Origin of the sequence: Aequorivita marina (assembly GCF_031631895.2) — a bacterium.
Classification (GTDB): Bacteria; Bacteroidota; Bacteroidia; order Flavobacteriales; family Flavobacteriaceae; genus Aequorivita; species Aequorivita marina.
In genome coordinates this window covers 1-14,617 of record NZ_JAVMBW020000023.1, presented here as the reverse complement: position 1 = coordinate 14,617, position 14,617 = coordinate 1, and the positions used below count along the sequence as shown (strand labels likewise).

13 protein-coding genes are annotated in these 14,617 nt (G+C 37.8%); 1 reads left to right on the top strand and 12 read right to left on the bottom strand.

Annotated features, from left to right (window positions below; genetic code table 11):
- Positions 1-134: 134 nt before the first annotated feature.
- From QPK98_RS15475 to QPK98_RS15430, 10 genes are all read right to left on the bottom strand, one after another.
- The gene (locus QPK98_RS15475; RefSeq protein WP_435373105.1) at positions 135-1,589 is read right to left on the bottom strand and encodes an LptF/LptG family permease; all 1,455 of its coding nucleotides are present in this window, start codon (positions 1,587-1,589) and stop codon (positions 135-137) included.
- A gap of 10 nt (positions 1,590-1,599) precedes the next feature.
- On the bottom strand, positions 1,600-2,238 hold the full coding sequence (gene lolA1 / locus QPK98_RS15470) for an outer membrane lipoprotein periplasmic chaperone LolA1 (protein ID WP_310994384.1): 639 nt from the start codon (positions 2,236-2,238) through the stop codon (positions 1,600-1,602).
- Between the two features lie 87 nt (positions 2,239-2,325).
- On the bottom strand, positions 2,326-4,689 hold the full coding sequence (locus tag QPK98_RS15465) for an FtsK/SpoIIIE family DNA translocase (RefSeq protein WP_310994383.1): 2,364 nt from the start codon (positions 4,687-4,689) through the stop codon (positions 2,326-2,328).
- A 158-nt stretch (positions 4,690-4,847) separates the two neighbouring features.
- Positions 4,848-5,207, bottom strand: a complete 360-nt coding sequence (locus QPK98_RS15460; RefSeq protein WP_310994382.1) for a diacylglycerol kinase — start codon at positions 5,205-5,207, stop codon at positions 4,848-4,850.
- Positions 5,207-5,707: a thiol peroxidase gene (gene tpx, locus QPK98_RS15455; RefSeq protein ID WP_310994381.1), complete on the bottom strand. Its 501-nt coding sequence runs from the start codon at positions 5,705-5,707 to the stop codon at positions 5,207-5,209. The genes QPK98_RS15460 and tpx overlap by 1 nt, the downstream gene beginning before the upstream one ends.
- Before the next feature lie 151 nt (positions 5,708-5,858).
- Positions 5,859-6,107, bottom strand: a complete 249-nt coding sequence (locus QPK98_RS15450) for a DUF6952 family protein (RefSeq protein ID WP_310994380.1) — start codon at positions 6,105-6,107, stop codon at positions 5,859-5,861.
- Entirely contained in the window at positions 6,088-6,402 is a 315-nt protein-coding gene (locus QPK98_RS15445) for a thioredoxin family protein (RefSeq protein ID WP_310994379.1), read from the bottom strand. The genes QPK98_RS15450 and QPK98_RS15445 overlap by 20 nt, the downstream gene beginning before the upstream one ends.
- Before the next feature lie 3 nt (positions 6,403-6,405).
- The gene (locus QPK98_RS15440; RefSeq protein ID WP_310994378.1) at positions 6,406-7,038 is read right to left on the bottom strand and encodes a peroxiredoxin; all 633 of its coding nucleotides are present in this window, start codon (positions 7,036-7,038) and stop codon (positions 6,406-6,408) included.
- 153 nt (positions 7,039-7,191) lie between these two features.
- Positions 7,192-8,685, bottom strand: a complete 1,494-nt coding sequence (gene nhaC, locus QPK98_RS15435) for a Na+/H+ antiporter NhaC (protein ID WP_310994377.1) — start codon at positions 8,683-8,685, stop codon at positions 7,192-7,194.
- Between the two features lie 242 nt (positions 8,686-8,927).
- Positions 8,928-10,127, bottom strand: coding sequence for an aminotransferase class I/II-fold pyridoxal phosphate-dependent enzyme (locus QPK98_RS15430; protein WP_310994376.1), 1,200 nt, complete (start codon positions 10,125-10,127; stop codon positions 8,928-8,930).
- Positions 10,128-10,554: 427 nt separating this feature from the next.
- Here QPK98_RS15430 and lpdA point away from each other — a divergent pair, with 427 nt between their 5' ends.
- Positions 10,555-11,958 (top strand): dihydrolipoyl dehydrogenase, encoded by a 1,404-nt coding sequence (gene lpdA, locus QPK98_RS15425; RefSeq protein ID WP_310994375.1) that lies wholly within the window; start codon positions 10,555-10,557, stop codon positions 11,956-11,958.
- A 75-nt stretch (positions 11,959-12,033) separates the two neighbouring features.
- On the opposite strand, the gene QPK98_RS15420 is transcribed toward lpdA, so the two are convergent.
- Both QPK98_RS15420 and QPK98_RS15415 read right to left on the bottom strand, forming a co-directional pair.
- Entirely contained in the window at positions 12,034-12,630 is a 597-nt protein-coding gene (locus QPK98_RS15420) for a superoxide dismutase family protein (RefSeq protein ID WP_310994374.1), read from the bottom strand.
- Positions 12,631-12,767: 137 nt separating this feature from the next.
- Positions 12,768-13,982 carry a bifunctional alpha/beta hydrolase/OsmC family protein gene (locus QPK98_RS15415; protein ID WP_310994373.1) on the bottom strand — a complete coding sequence of 405 codons (1,215 nt, stop codon included), beginning with the start codon at positions 13,980-13,982 and terminating at the stop codon, positions 12,768-12,770.
- Positions 13,983-14,617: the final 635 nt, after the last annotated feature.

Here is a 14,617-nt window from a genome sequence, read left to right as displayed (position 1 = left end):
ACTTCAAATTTTACGATAAATTTTCGATAGGCCAAAAAACAGGAATTCTCAATTACAGACCCCTAAGCTTCATATTATCTCTAAGCCCCATTAAACAAAGGCTTTCAATGGTTACCTTATGAACGTTTAGGACGCTATTGTTTTTCCTTCTTTTTTCTCTTCTTCAGTCCAAGGAGCTTTCCAATTCGTTGTAAAAAAGAGTCAAAGTCAAAGATACCTTGATCTGTTGTGGCTCTATAGGTTAGCCAGACACTTAGCGGAAACATTATAGCCGTGCTAAGCCAAGTAGCAATAAAAGGGTGCATGGTACCATCTTCGGCACTGTTTTTAGCGAAAATTCCTATAAAATGGTAGGTTAAAAAGAGTAAAACAGCAACTACCATTGGCAGGCCCATTCCACCTTTTCTAATGATAGCTCCTAAGGGCGCTCCTACAAAAAACAGGATGATACAGGCAAAGCCTAAAACATACTTCTCATGTAGCGCTATTTCAGTTTTATTTAAACGTTTTGTTTTTCGCTTAAACTCTGATTTCTTGGCATCTACGGTTTGTAACGTGCCTTTTGCGTTATTAAGCGCTAATTTTACCACCTGTATTTGATGGTTGAGATTGTAAATGTCTAAAATAGTTTTAATTTGGGACGGCTTTTGTATGCTATCTCTTAGCTTCTTTTCTGTGAATTTTTCAACACCGCTTCTGTAATACATGTTTTTGGTATATGAAGCAAGGTCTTTGGAGTAGCTATTGGAAAGTGAGTCTATTTCAACCCGAAGCTCACTGATATTGTACATATTCTGGTTGTCCAAATTATTGTCTTTATCAACATCTTGATTATTGAGCGCTGTTAAGTCTATATTGATAGCGTATTGATCAAAATAACTTTTGGCAAAGGGTTTTCTCTTCTGTTTGGCAGAACTATTTACCTGGATATCTTCGTAATAATTGCCTTCTTTTAGAATAAGTGAAAGCGTATTACTTCCTTTTTCACTCGCAATTTCACCATTATCGGCAATGATAACCGTATAGTTTCCATTTGGGCGGCTCGGATCTTTTTTATGGATCACTACATCTTCTAAATACTGACCACGATCGCCACTCTTTTTTTCGACCTTAATATTGAAACCATCGTCAATTTGACTAAACTGCCCTTCAGCAATAAACATTGCGGGTTGAAACTGTGAAATATTCCGCCGTAGGTTTTGCCATTTATATTCGGAATAAGGAATAACGTTATTTGCAAAAAAGAAAGCTGTAATGGAAAGAATTATAATAAAGCCTATAACGCTTCCCATGGCTCTTTGCAATGATATGCCGGTAGATTTCATTGCGGCAAACTCATATTTTTCAGCGAAGCCCCCAAATACCATTAAGGAAGTAACCAAAATAGTAAGCGGTAAGACCAAAGGAATTAGCCGAGGCGATACATACCACAAAAACTTAAGAATAATCCAAACGTCCAAGTCTTTTCCAGCAAGCTCTGAGATGTAGAGCCAAATGGTCTGTAAGACGAAGATGAACATTAAAATAATGAAGACGCTTAAAAACGTCTTCAAATAAGTTACCAATATATATCTATCCAGTATTTTCAATTGTCAGCGCTTAAAGTCTATTTAAGTAATAACCGTCTTTTTTATACTTAGCTTCGTTAAAAGTAAACAAGGTTTTTGAAACGGGTTGGTTTGTTTTAAACGAATTAACAGTCAAGGTGTATTTTGTTCCTTTAGAATCTGTTTGAATCAACTTATAAATATGTTTGGTCTGTACGTCTATACCTAAAAGTATGTCTTTTATTTCGGCATCTGAATCTATCGGAATAAGTTTTACGTATTGAATTTTTCGACCTTTTACATTTTGTTCAATGTCCATTTTATAGGTGTACCCCTTTTCATAAAACGTTAGCATTTTTGAAGGGGTAATATCTTTGTCATCTTTAGGGTTGTATGCTGAAATAGTTACCTCTTCGTCTTCAGGAACAATAGTATAAATATTCTTACCGTCAAAAATACGCGTGGTGCCTAACATATTGAGCACATATTTATCGCCCTGAAGGGTAACGTCGCCACGGGTTTCTTGGTTTACGTTTTCCTTAGCATTGTTTAGGTTGTATTTAAAGTCAATGGCAATATTATCATAGCTTTTTACTTTACTTGAAACTTCTTTTAGCAAAGATTTGGCATCTTGTGCATATGAAAAAGTAGAAATAAAAAGAGCGATTAAAATTATGCTTATATTTTTCATTTTAAATAGTGTTTGTTTTAACTGTGTTTAATTTTAGTATAATACGAAAATGAAAGGCTGGGCATCCAGTTTTCTTTGGTACTTGCCTTAAGAGCCTTCATTTTCTAAATGTTGATTTAATGCCTCTAAGGTAGGGACCAAAACTTGCCTTGCTTTACTGCCTTCAAAAGGGCCAACGATACCTGCAGCTTCTAATTGATCAATAATTCTACCGGCGCGATTGTAGCCAAGCTTCAATTTACGTTGCAATAATGAAGCGGAGCCTTGTTGCGCAATAACCAAAACTTCAGCCGCTTCACGGAATAGTTTGTCCCGTTCCGCTATGTCATTATCAAGAGTTGTGCCACCTTCCTCTCCAGAATACTCAGGTAGCAAGTGAGCTTCTGGAAAAGCTTTTTGCGACCCAATAAAATCTGTAATATCTGCAACTTCAGGTGTATCTACAAATGCGCATTGAAGTCGAGTTAGTTCGTTTCCTTGCGTATAAAGCATATCACCACGACCTATAAGTTGGTCTGCCCCAGAGTTGTCCAAAATGGTACGCGAGTCAATTTTACTGGTTACCCGAAAGGCAATACGCGCAGGGAAGTTGGCTTTTATTATACCGGTAATTACATTTACTGACGGTCGTTGGGTGGCAACTATTAAATGAATCCCGATGGCCCGTGCCAGCTGAGCCAAGCGGGCAATAGGGGTTTCAATTTCTTTTCCGGCAGTCATTATCAAATCTGAAAATTCGTCTATAACCAGAACAATGTAAGGTAAAAACCGATGGCCTTCATTGGGGTTTAACTTTCTGTTTTTAAACTTGGTGTTGTACTCTTTGATATTACGGCACATTGCATCTTTTAGCAAATCGTAACGGTCGTCCATTTCAATACAAAGCGAATTCAGCGTATTGATAACCTTTGTGGTATCTGTGATTATTGCTTCTTCTGAATCTGGGAGTTTTGCTAAATAATGGCGTTCAATTTTGTTAAACAGGGTCAATTCTACCTTTTTCGGATCTACCAAAACAAATTTTACTTCTGCAGGATGTTTTTTGTACAACAGGGAGGTAAGAACGGCGTTTAAACCAACCGATTTTCCTTGTCCTGTAGCTCCGGCCATTAGCATGTGTGGCATTTTGGCAAGATCTACTACAAAAGTTTCGTTGCTAATGGTTTTTCCAAAAGCAATAGGAAGCTCCATTTCTGCATTTTGGAATTTAGCCGAAGCAATAACCGAACGCATAGAAACAATCTTCGGATTTTTGTTTGGAACCTCTATACCAATAGTTCCTCTTCCTGGGATTGGGGCAATAATACGAATGCCAAGCGCAGAGAGCGAAAGTGCAATATCGTCTTCTAAGTTTTTAATTTTTGAAATACGAATACCTGCATCAGGCACAATTTCATAAAGGGTAACTGTGGGCCCTACGGTAGCTTTAATATTAGAAATACCGATTTTATAATTGTTGAGGGTTTCAACAATTCTATTTTTGTTTTCTTCTAATTCTTCTTGATTAATGGTGATGCCTGCACCTACAGTATGGTCGCGCAGGAGCTCTATACTCGGGAATTTATATTTGCTAAGCTCTAATCTTGGGTCAAATTCGCCATAGTCTTTTACTAGCTTATCGCTTAAGTTTTCTTCTACCTCTTCTTCATCGGCAGTTTGTTCAACTTCCATGGCTACATCACCTTCAACGTCTGATTTTAGGATTATTTTTTCCTTAGGTGGAGTAGGAGGTGGGGTTGGTTTATCTGCTTCTTTGGGTTTTGGTTTTTCAGCTGTATCAACTTCAGTTTCAGGTTTTGCTTCTACTTCTGTTTTTTCACTCGCTTTTACATCTGGTTGGGCAGCCTTAAGATCGGCAGAAATTTGTTCTTTCGATTTCTTAAAAGCTTTAACCGCGGCATCTGGAGTGAATTTTAAACGTACCACCAGATAAAATATCAAAACAAAAGCCATTACCAAGATAGTGCCGAGCAGTCCCAAATAATCTTGCATAAAGTCATTCGTTTCAAAACCAATAATTCCGCTAAAGATTGTAGTTTTTTCTTTAAAGAAACCGAAGAATACAGCTATCCATAACATAGACAGCAGCCCCCAGAACCAATAGTTTACCAAGCGCTTTTTGGTATAATCGAAGAAGTAGTATATGCCCGATAAAATTACTAGAAAGCCTAAAATAAATGCTGATACGCCAAACCCATTATAGATAAAGAAATGCCCTACATTGGCGCCAAATTTATTCAGCCAGTTTTCGGTTTGTAGTTTGCGCTCCGTGAGAACCCCTAATTGACTTTGGTCGGTTTGCCAAGTAAAAAAATAGGATACAAATGAAAAAACCAAGGCCAAGCCCAATAAAAACAAGAAACTTCCCAAAAGGATTTTCTGTTGTTTGGATAGCGAAAAACTAATTTTCTTAGATTTGGTTTTGGTGCTTTTTTTCTTTTTCTTGGCCATTCAGCAATTGGTTGTCTTTTTTGCAAAAATACGAATATCAATGCGTAAAATTTCAAATTACAAAAAACAAATTTAACGAATCGGAAATCAATTCAAATGTATAGGAAGAAAGGCCGACTAACCTTACTTCTACTGCAGGTAAAGCACGAATTAACAACCTAAAACTTCGGAATATATATAATACAACCAATTATAACGGCTGTTATTGCGGCAAAGAATACGGCACCCGCTGCAACATCCTTGATAAAGCCAATTTTATTGTGGAAATCGGGATGCACAAAATCGGCTATTTCTTCAACGGCAGTGTTTATTCCTTCCATACTTAAAACCAAGCCAATTGCAAATATTTGGAACATCCATTCTGTTGTGGAAATTTGAAAGTAAAAACCGGCGAGTGTCATTACTACAGCAATAAAAGCCTGTACCTGAATGCTGGCTTCGTGGCGCAATAAAAGTATTGCTCCTTTTATGGCATACATACCTCCTTTAAGTCGTTTTCCTAAAAACGTATTCCACATTATAAAAGTTGTTTTAATGCCGAAAGATAATCGGGTTCCTTACCAATTTCTGAAACCTGTTCATTGTAGATTACCTTTCCATTTTCATCTAAAACCACAACCGCTCTTGAATGAAGGCCCTGTAATGCACCATTGGCCATTTCAACGCCATAGTTTTTTCCAAAATTGCCATCGCGAAAATCCGAAAGATTGGTTAAATTATTTATTCCTTCATCACTGGCAAATCGCTTTTGGGCAAAGGGAAGATCTTTTGAAATACATAGCACTTTTGTATTGTGTAGACCAGTTGCTTTCTCATTAAATTTTCTTACCGAAGTAGCACAAACATTGGTATCTATACTCGGAAAAATATTCATAACCACACGCGAGCCCATAAAGTCGGCCAATTTTTTTGAGGATAAATCTTCAGCGGTTAAATTGAAATCAGGGGCGGTATCACCCACTTTTGGAAGAGTTCCTATTGTTTCTATATCGTTTCCGCCTAACTGTATAATTGCCATAAAGCTATGTTTCTAAATGAAGGCTAAAGATATGAATTCGTTTTGTGTTAATTGGTCATCCCCTTCATTAAGACATAATTTTTTCTACTCGAATAAAAAAAGTCCCTTTACAAATATTGCAAAGGGACTTCTTTTGTCGGATTTTATATCCTTATCGGTCTATAGAGCCCAAGACTTTTTGTGCAAATGTATTTGCAGCATCGCGCTCAGGCATACCGTCTTCAATCATTTCGTGTACTTCCACGGCTCCACAAAGGTTCGTGATAAGCTCTCCAATGACGTCTAGTTCTTCATCTGATATTCGCTTGTATTCCGTGTACGATTCCAAAACTTCAATACAGTTTTCAAGCTGTGCTGTTGAATTGTTTCGCTGGAAATGTCTAATTACTGGCAACTTCATCTACAAGCTCTTTTAAAAGTTCAAATTTATTGGTCTGTACCTGATTTACTAGTTCTCCTTCTTTAAAAGTAGCGAAAGTAGGCAGGTTATCTACACTGGCCATTTTTCTACTCTCCGGAAACTTTTCTGCGTTTACAATTACAAACTTATAACCTTCAGTTTCAGAAGCCAATTTTTTAAACTTTGGTTTCATCACCCTACAGTTACCGCACCAATTGGCCGAAAACTGTACGATTATATTTTTTTCTTCCTCAACAAGCTGTTTTAAGCTGTCGTCTTTAAGCTCTAAAACCATATATTAATGACTTAAGTAACTTGCTACACCTTCACGTGATGCTTGCATTGCTTCCTTACCTTCTTCCCAGTTTGCAGGACAAACTTCGCCTTTTTCCTGAACGTGTGTGTATGCGTCAACCAAACGAATGTATTCGTTTACGTTTCTACCCAATGGCATGTCGTTTACACTTTCGTGGAAAATTTTTCCTTCCTCATCAATAAGGTAAGTTGCACGATACGTTACATTGCTTCCTTCAAGTAAAAAATTGTCGTCGTCGTCATAGTCTGCCGATTCAATATCTAAAATGCCAAGAGCATTAGATAGGTTGCGGTTTGTATCTGCAAGAAGTGGGTAAGTAACACCTTCAATCCCACCGTTATCCTTAGCGGTATTTAACCAAGCAAAATGAACTTCAGCAGTATCGCAAGAAGCACCAACTACCATTGTGTTTCTGTCTTCAAATTCTTTTAAAGCTTCCTGAAACGAAAGTATCTCTGTTGGGCACACATATGTAAAATCTTTTGGATACCAGAAAAGCAATACTTTTTTATTGTTCTTCTTTGCTTCCTCAAGAATATTCAGCTTAAAGGTGTCTCCCATTTCGTTCATTGCATCTACTGCAATATTTGGAAATTGTTTTCCTACTAATGACATAATTTTTATAGTTTTAATGATTACTAATTTTCTATTACAAAGATAGGGAGTATCCCTGCTCTGTGAAGCTAAAATGAATGTATTAATTTATAAAGCGATAGGTTTTAGTGATGCGTTAATTTTTTAACAATAAGAAAAACCTATCGTAAAGGATTATGCTTTTTTAGAAGTAGCTAGCTGTCTTATTTTTATTCTGAAGCCTGCAAAAAGTAAGGTCATAAATGGGCTAAGCCAGTTAAAAATAGCATACCCAGCATAATGAAGTGTATCAACGCCTAAGACGCCACTGTGATATGCGCCACAGGTGTTCCAAGGCACTAGAACCGAAGTAACCGTTCCACTATCTTCAAGGGTTCGGGATAGGTTTTCTGGTGCCAAGCCTTTGTCTTTAAATGCTTTTGCATACATTTTTCCGGGAATTACAAGAGCTAAATATTGATCGCTTGCCGTTACATTTAATGCCAAACAGCTTACTACAGTACTTGCAAAAAGGCCAAAAGTAGTGTGGAACAATTTGAGTAAGGCTTTGCTAATTGCTGCAAGGGCACCAATAGCATCCATAACACCACCAAAAACCATTGCACATAGAATGAGCCATACGGTGTTTAACATTCCAGACATTCCTCCGGAAGAAAAGAGGTCTTTTAAAGCTTCGTTTTCTGTTGGTATTGCGCTATCTACGGTAATGGCATTCATAATACCTTTATACCCACTTTCAAAGGTCAAGGAGGTGCCTCCGCCAATAGCTGCTACAATGTCTGGCTGAAAAATAAGAGCCGCCAATCCGCCCAGTAAAGAGCCAATTAGCAAGGCAATAAGTGGGGGTGTTTTTTTAATAATCATTATAATAACAGCAAGCGGTACCAGGAATAACCATGGACTAACGTTGATAGATTCCTTTACGGCAGCTAAGATTAAATGGGTGTCTGCGGTGCCAGAAGTGTCAATGTTTAAACCTATTATTATAAAGACAATAAGCGTTACTGTAAGGGTAGGTACCGTGGTGTAAAGCATATACCTTATATGTGTAAATAAATCGGTTCCTGCCATTGCGGGTGCTAAGTTTGTGGTATCACTTAAGGGGGAAATCTTATCGCCAAAATACGCCCCTGAAAGAATGGCTCCCGCGGTCATCCCCAGCGGAATACCCAAGGCTTCTGCAATACCTATTAATGCAATACCAACCGTTGCCGAGGTTGTCCAACTGCTTCCCGTGGCTATTGAAATTATAGCGCAAATAATAATACAGGATGCCAGGAATATAGTAGGATTTAAAATTTGGAGTCCGTAATAAATCATGGTAGGAATAATTCCGCTTATTAACCACGTTCCTGCCAAAGCACCAACCATTAAGAGTATTAGGATTGCGCCACCGGTAGATTTTATGTTTTCGGCCACTTCCTCTAACATTTGGTTAAATTTTACCTTGTTAAAGAAACCTACTATGGCAGCCACTGCCGCTCCCATTAATAGTATAAACTGGTTGCTTCCGTCTAATGCCGAATCTCCATAAGCATAGAATACGTTGTAAAACAACATAATGACCAGGGCAACAACAGGAATTAAAGCTTCGCGAATATTTAATTCTACATTTTCAACAACATCTTCATCTTTAGGGTCTGTTGGCTTTATATCCTGGCTTTTCATAGAGAGATTTTATAAACGAAGTGTAATGTTACGATTTTGTTAAAAGGTATGCAAGTATAGCGGACGGTATTCAGGGTTTAAAAAGTAATATTCAGTTTGAATTTACATGGTCAAAACCAAAACTGAAGCGGTAGAAAAGCTGTAAATTCGAAGTATTGCGTAACGCAGGGCAATATTTAAGCATAAAAAAAGAGGACAGTCAATCTGTCCTCTTGAAATAAAATTATAGATGTAGGTAAAAATTAAAGTATTCCAAGTTCAACCATACATTCGCGCATCATTTTATAGGTGCGTTCAATGTCGTTGTCTAAACCAATTGAAAAACGAATTAATCCGTCGCTAAGTCCCATTTCTTTTTGTTCGTCTTCTGGAATCTCGGAAGAAGTGGAAGAACCTGGCGCACTAAAAAGCGTTTTGTAAAAACCAAGACTTACCGCTAAATACCCAAGGTTTTTTTCTTGCATAAGCTCCATCAATTCATTTGCCTTTTCAATGCTACCAACGTCAACAGTCAGCATTCCTCCAAAACCGTATTCTTCGTTCATCATTTTTTTGAAAAGTTCGTGTCCAGAATGTGACTTTAATCCTGGGTAAACCGTTCTTAAACCATCAGCTTCAAATTTTTCAGCTAAATACAAGGCGTTTGTACTGTGTTGTTTTACTCTAATGTGAAGAGTTCTCAGGTTTTTTAAAATGGAAGCCGCACGCATACTGTCCATTGCTGGTCCCAAAAGCATATTGGCACCATCGTTAACATTCCGAAGGCTATCGATAAAATCTTGCGATCCACAAGTAACGCCTCCCATCGTGTCGCTACTTCCGTTGATAAACTTTGTAAGGCTATGCAACACCATATCAGCACCCAGTTTAGCAGGAGATATGCTTAAAGGCGAAAACGTATTATCAACCAATAATTGAAGGTTGTGTTTCTTAGCGATTTTTGAAAGGGCCTCAATGTCTGCAACTTCTAAAAGTGGATTGCTTACGGCTTCGCAGTATAAAACCTTAGTGTCTTTGGTAATAGCTGCTTCAACCGCATCTAGACTTGTAATATCCACAAAAGAGGTTTGAATGTTCAATCGTGGTGCAAAATTTTTAAGAAATGCATAGGTACCTCCATAAATGGTACGGCTGGAAACAATATGGTCTCCTGCTTGGCACAACTGCAGTAGCGCTGGAGCAATAGCCCCCATACCCGTTGCCGCTACATTTGCGGTTTCGGTGCCCTCCATTGCTGCCAGTGCCTCGCCTAGATAAAGGTTTGACGGGCTGGAGTGGCGGGAATAGAGATAGCAACCCTCGGCATCACCCTCAAAGGTATCGAACATTGTTTTCGCCGAAAGAAAGGTATAAGTAGTTGAATCTGAAATAGAAGGGTTAACCCCACCATATTCACCAAAATATTGTAAATCTTGAATATTATCTGCTGGTTTGAAAGCCATGAGTATCGTTTTTTTGTTGTTCTACAAATTTGCGAAAATTTAAAGAAGTGGTCAAATTTATATTCAACTCCTTTTAAGTTTTATTTATGGAATCATTCATGCCGAAGAAAAAGCTACAAATTGCTACAACTTTCATGAGTATTGAGATTTGAATCGAACTATGGAAGCCTTCAACTTGTGTTTTAAAAAGTAATTAAACAAGCTGTATTTCATAAATAGTATTTGCACAAGATTTCTTCTTTTACAAAAATGCAGGTTAGTTCTTTTCTTTGGTCTGTCTAGGTTATGGTAGCTTTAGAGGTGGAGTTTGAAATCTTGCTTATTTGGTAAAAATAAAATGTAAGCCTTTAAACATTTAAACTCCTAAACTTTTATACTAATAGCCAGTTGTTGTACCTTTGCATTTCATTTTAAAAACAAATATTTTATGAGCACTTATGATGTAGCCGTAATTGGTTCGGGCCCCGGTGGCTATGTTGCCGCAATCCGTTGCGCACAATTAGGAATGAAAACTGCAATCATTGAAAAATATGATGTTATGGGGGGAACCTGTCTAAACGTAGGTTGTATTCCCAGTAAAGCTTTGCTGGATTCCTCACATCATTACGAAGCGGCCATAAAGCATTTTGAAGACCACGGAATTGAAATTCCAGGCGATGTAAAGCTGAATTTCAAAAAAATGATTGAACGAAAGGGATCTGTAGTAGAGCAAACCACTAAAGGGATCGCTTTTTTAATGGATAAAAATAAAGTGGATGTTTTCACCGGAATGGGAGCCTTTAAGGATGCTACTCATATAGAAATTACCAATGGAGATAAAACCGAGACCATTGAGGCTAAAAACACAATAATTGCTACCGGAAGCAAGCCTTCAACGCTTCCATTTATCAAACTAGATAAGGATCGAGTTATTACTTCAACTGAAGCATTGAGCTTAAAAGAGGTGCCTAAACATCTTCTGGTAATTGGAGGAGGAGTTATTGGTCTTGAGCTCGGCCAGGTTTATCGTCGCCTAGGTGCCGAAGTAACTGTTATTGAATATATGGATAGAATTATCCCTACCATGGATACGGCACAGAGCAAGGAGTTGATGAAGGCTATGAAGAAACAAGGTATTAAGTTTAAGCTTTCGCACAAGGTTTCTGGAGTATCCAAAAAAGGTAAAAAAGTGACAATTACTGCAACCGATAAAAAGGATAAGGAAATTACTTTTGAAGGAGATTATTGTTTGGTTTCCGTAGGAAGAAAACCTTACACTGATGGTTTAAAAGCTGAAAATGCAGGCGTAAAGATTACCGAGCGCGGCATGATTGACGTTAATGACCAACTGCAGACCAATATTAAAAATATTTATGCCATTGGCGATGTAGTTCGCGGTGCTATGTTGGCCCATAAAGCCTCGGAAGAAGGAACTATGGTAGCCGAAATAATAGCGGGACAAAAACCACACATTAATTATAATTTAATTCCAGGGGTAGTTTACACATGGCCAGAAGTTGCCTCTGTTGGAAAAACAGAAGCACAATTAAAAGAGGATAAAGTTGAATACAAATCGGGTCAATTTCCGATGCGTGCCTTGGGTAGAAGTCGTGCCAGTGGCGATTTAGACGGTTTTGTGAAAATACTTTCTGACAAAGAAACCGATGAAGTTTTAGGAGTTCATATGGTAGGAGCCAGAGTTGCCGATTTAATTGCGGAGGCCGTGGTTGCAATGGAATACCGCGCCAGTGCTGAAGACATTGCCAGAATAAGCCATGCGCATCCAACCTATGCCGAAGCAGTAAAAGAAGCTGCACTTGCGGCAACTGAGAACAGACCTATCCATATTTAGGAGAGTTCTTATTTCAAGATAAAAAAAATGTCGGCAAATTTTGCCGACATTTTTTTATTTGATATTAGGTGAGGGTTATTCAATAATTCCACCGCAGGCTACACGACCGCCAGCATCACCAGTAGGTTGAGAGACAAAGTCGTCTTCGCCATCATGGACAATTACAGCTTTACCTACAATGTTTTTGTTTTCATCGTCGCAGTCAATACACCATTCATCGGTTTGCATTGAGATACTTCCGTTTCCATCGGCATCTGCTTCAAAGTTACCAATATCACCTTTGTGATATCCTTCAGCATCGCCCCATTTACCATGTTGTTCATGCGTAGGGTTCCAATGACCACCAGTAGATTTTCCATCGTCTGAACTACAATCTGCTTTTTCATGTAAATGGATTGCGTGGGTTCCCGGAGTTAATCCAGTAAACTTCGCTTCCATTTTTACCATTCCATCTTCTTCGGTAAAAACTACTTCACCAGTTGCGGTGCTACCACTTTTAGATTCCATAGCCACCATAATAGATTTTGGCGCTGTTTTATTTTCATCAGCCTTGGTTTCCACTACAACAGTTTCATCCATATCATTAACGCTTTCAGCGTCTTTTTTTTCATTTTTACAGCTAACAAACGCGAATAATGCTGTTGCCGTTATTAAAAGTCCTAAATTTTTCATTGGAATTTTTTTTAGTTAATGTTGATTTAAAAATAAAGATACAATTTCAGTTTTTTCCTTACCAAACTTTTAACAAACCTTAGCATTTTATGTATTTCAAGTTTCAATCGAAAAATAAACAGAAGCATCAAAATCAGTTAATGAATAAGGTTGGTTATAATTTGAGTCTCGGTATGCAGTGTTTTGTGTACGGGGCATTTATCTGCTATTTCTAACAATCGGTTTTTCTGTTTGTCGGTAAGTTCACCTTCCAATTGTATTTTGCGGGTAAACGTGTCAATTTTTGCCGAATTATCTTCACAATGCTCGCAATCTACGGCGTGTTCTTTTGAATAGTTTATGTGAACCGAAACATTATCTACTTGCCATTTTTTTCTCTTAGCGTACATTTGGATAGTCATTACCGTGCAGGCGGCGAGTCCGGCAGAAAGAAACTCGTAAGGTGAAGGACCAAAATTATTTCCTCCAAAGCTAGTGGGTTCATCGGCAGTAAGGTGATGGTCGCCCATTTTTAAACGGGTAGTAAACTTTTGATCGCCATCTAAACTTGCGGCGACCTTACTTTCGCTTTTTAACGCTTTTATAGGCGGTATTTCAACATAACGCGAGGCCCATCCTGCAATCACTTCTCCAACATATTTGGAATCTTCTTTTTTTGAAAGTAAGTGGTCAACGCCATCTAAGGAAACAAAACTTTTAGGGTGATGGGCAGCTTTATAAATTTCTTCGGCATTTTTTATTCCTACAATTTGGTCTTGTGGCGAATGGAGAATCAGCAGGGCTTTTTTAAAATCGCGCACCACATTTTTTAAAGACTTGTTCTTAAGGTCGTCCAAGAATTGTTTTTTAATGGTAAAATCTGCTCCGCCCAAATTCACTTTTGCCTGTCCGTTTTCGGCAATTTCTTGCTCGCTATCCTTTAGTAAGTGCTTTACATGGGCAGGATCGCTGGGTGAATTAATTGCTACTACCGCTTGGATGGAAGGTAATTGGTCTGCTGCAAATATTGCTGCCGCACCACCTAATGAATGTCCGATAATAAGGGTGGGCGCCATAAATTTTCGTTCCAGAAAATTGGCCGCTTCAACAAGGTCGTCAACATTTCCAGAGAAATTGGTGTTTTCAAAATCGCCCTCACTTTCCCCTAAACCGGTAAAATCAAACCGCAATACTCCAAAACCGGCCTTCGTGAGTGCACGACCTATATTCCGAATTGCAGTTAGATTTTTGGTACAAGTAAAGCAATGTGCAAAAATTATAAAGTTATGTGGCTCCCTGTTTAATGGTAGCTCTAATCTGCCTGCTAACTGTTCTTCATCCTTGTTAGAAAAGGATACTTTTTGAATATTCATGGTTTTGTTTTTATTTTAATAGCTTATAAATGAAATATAATATTCCAACCCGAATCTTCTCGCTTTCAATTAATTTTGTAAGACCAATGCCTTCGCCATACATACATAGTAAGCTTGAATTGAGATTGAACTTTTAAAAGGTAACTTCACATTGTTAGATTGAATAATAAGAATAAAATCTGACAACATTCCCACACTTATAAGTATTGTTTTTCATTAGTGTCCGATTAAAAGCGTGAGAAAATTTGTTGAGTCACAGATAATAGGCAATTAGAATATTTTTTATTTAATGACAGCATGCTATTATACTTAGCATCAAAATTTATCAATTAAAAAGTATGTTTAATCAATTTTATCTAGTTTTCAATCTATTAAAAATCAAGTCTTACGTCTTATGTCTTTCAGCGCAGCGGTCTTATATCTTAGTCGGACACGACTAATTGTTTTTGTTATTTCATGAGAATTAATGGCTTTTGGTAGATAAATAGATATCAGATCAATAGCGTCCTAAACGTTCATAAGGTAACCATTGAAAGCCTTTGTTTAATGGGGCTTAGAGATAATATGAAGCTTAGGGGTCTGTAATTGAGAATTCCTGTTTTTTGGCCTATCGAAAATTTATCGTAAAATTTGAA

Excerpts from the sequence above, each read along its gene's own strand:
- lolA1 (WP_310994384.1), bottom strand. The coding sequence starts at position 2,238 with ATGAAAAATATAAGCATAATTTTAATCGCTCTTTTTATTTCTACTTTT.
- QPK98_RS15465 (WP_310994383.1), bottom strand. The coding sequence starts at position 4,689 with ATGGCCAAGAAAAAGAAAAAAAGCACCAAAACCAAATCTAAGAAAATT.
- QPK98_RS15460 (WP_310994382.1), bottom strand. The coding sequence starts at position 5,207 with ATGTGGAATACGTTTTTAGGAAAACGACTTAAAGGAGGTATGTATGCC.
- tpx (WP_310994381.1), bottom strand. The coding sequence starts at position 5,707 with ATGGCAATTATACAGTTAGGCGGAAACGATATAGAAACAATAGGAACT.
- QPK98_RS15450 (WP_310994380.1), bottom strand. The coding sequence starts at position 6,107 with ATGAAGTTGCCAGTAATTAGACATTTCCAGCGAAACAATTCAACAGCA.
- QPK98_RS15445 (WP_310994379.1), bottom strand. The coding sequence starts at position 6,402 with ATGGTTTTAGAGCTTAAAGACGACAGCTTAAAACAGCTTGTTGAGGAA.
- QPK98_RS15440 (WP_310994378.1), bottom strand. The coding sequence starts at position 7,038 with ATGTCATTAGTAGGAAAACAATTTCCAAATATTGCAGTAGATGCAATG.
- nhaC (WP_310994377.1), bottom strand. The coding sequence starts at position 8,685 with ATGAAAAGCCAGGATATAAAGCCAACAGACCCTAAAGATGAAGATGTT.
- QPK98_RS15430 (WP_310994376.1), bottom strand. The coding sequence starts at position 10,127 with ATGGCTTTCAAACCAGCAGATAATATTCAAGATTTACAATATTTTGGT.
- lpdA (WP_310994375.1), top strand. The coding sequence starts at position 10,555 with ATGAGCACTTATGATGTAGCCGTAATTGGTTCGGGCCCCGGTGGCTAT.
- QPK98_RS15420 (WP_310994374.1), bottom strand. The coding sequence starts at position 12,630 with ATGAAAAATTTAGGACTTTTAATAACGGCAACAGCATTATTCGCGTTT.
- QPK98_RS15415 (WP_310994373.1), bottom strand. The coding sequence starts at position 13,982 with ATGAATATTCAAAAAGTATCCTTTTCTAACAAGGATGAAGAACAGTTA.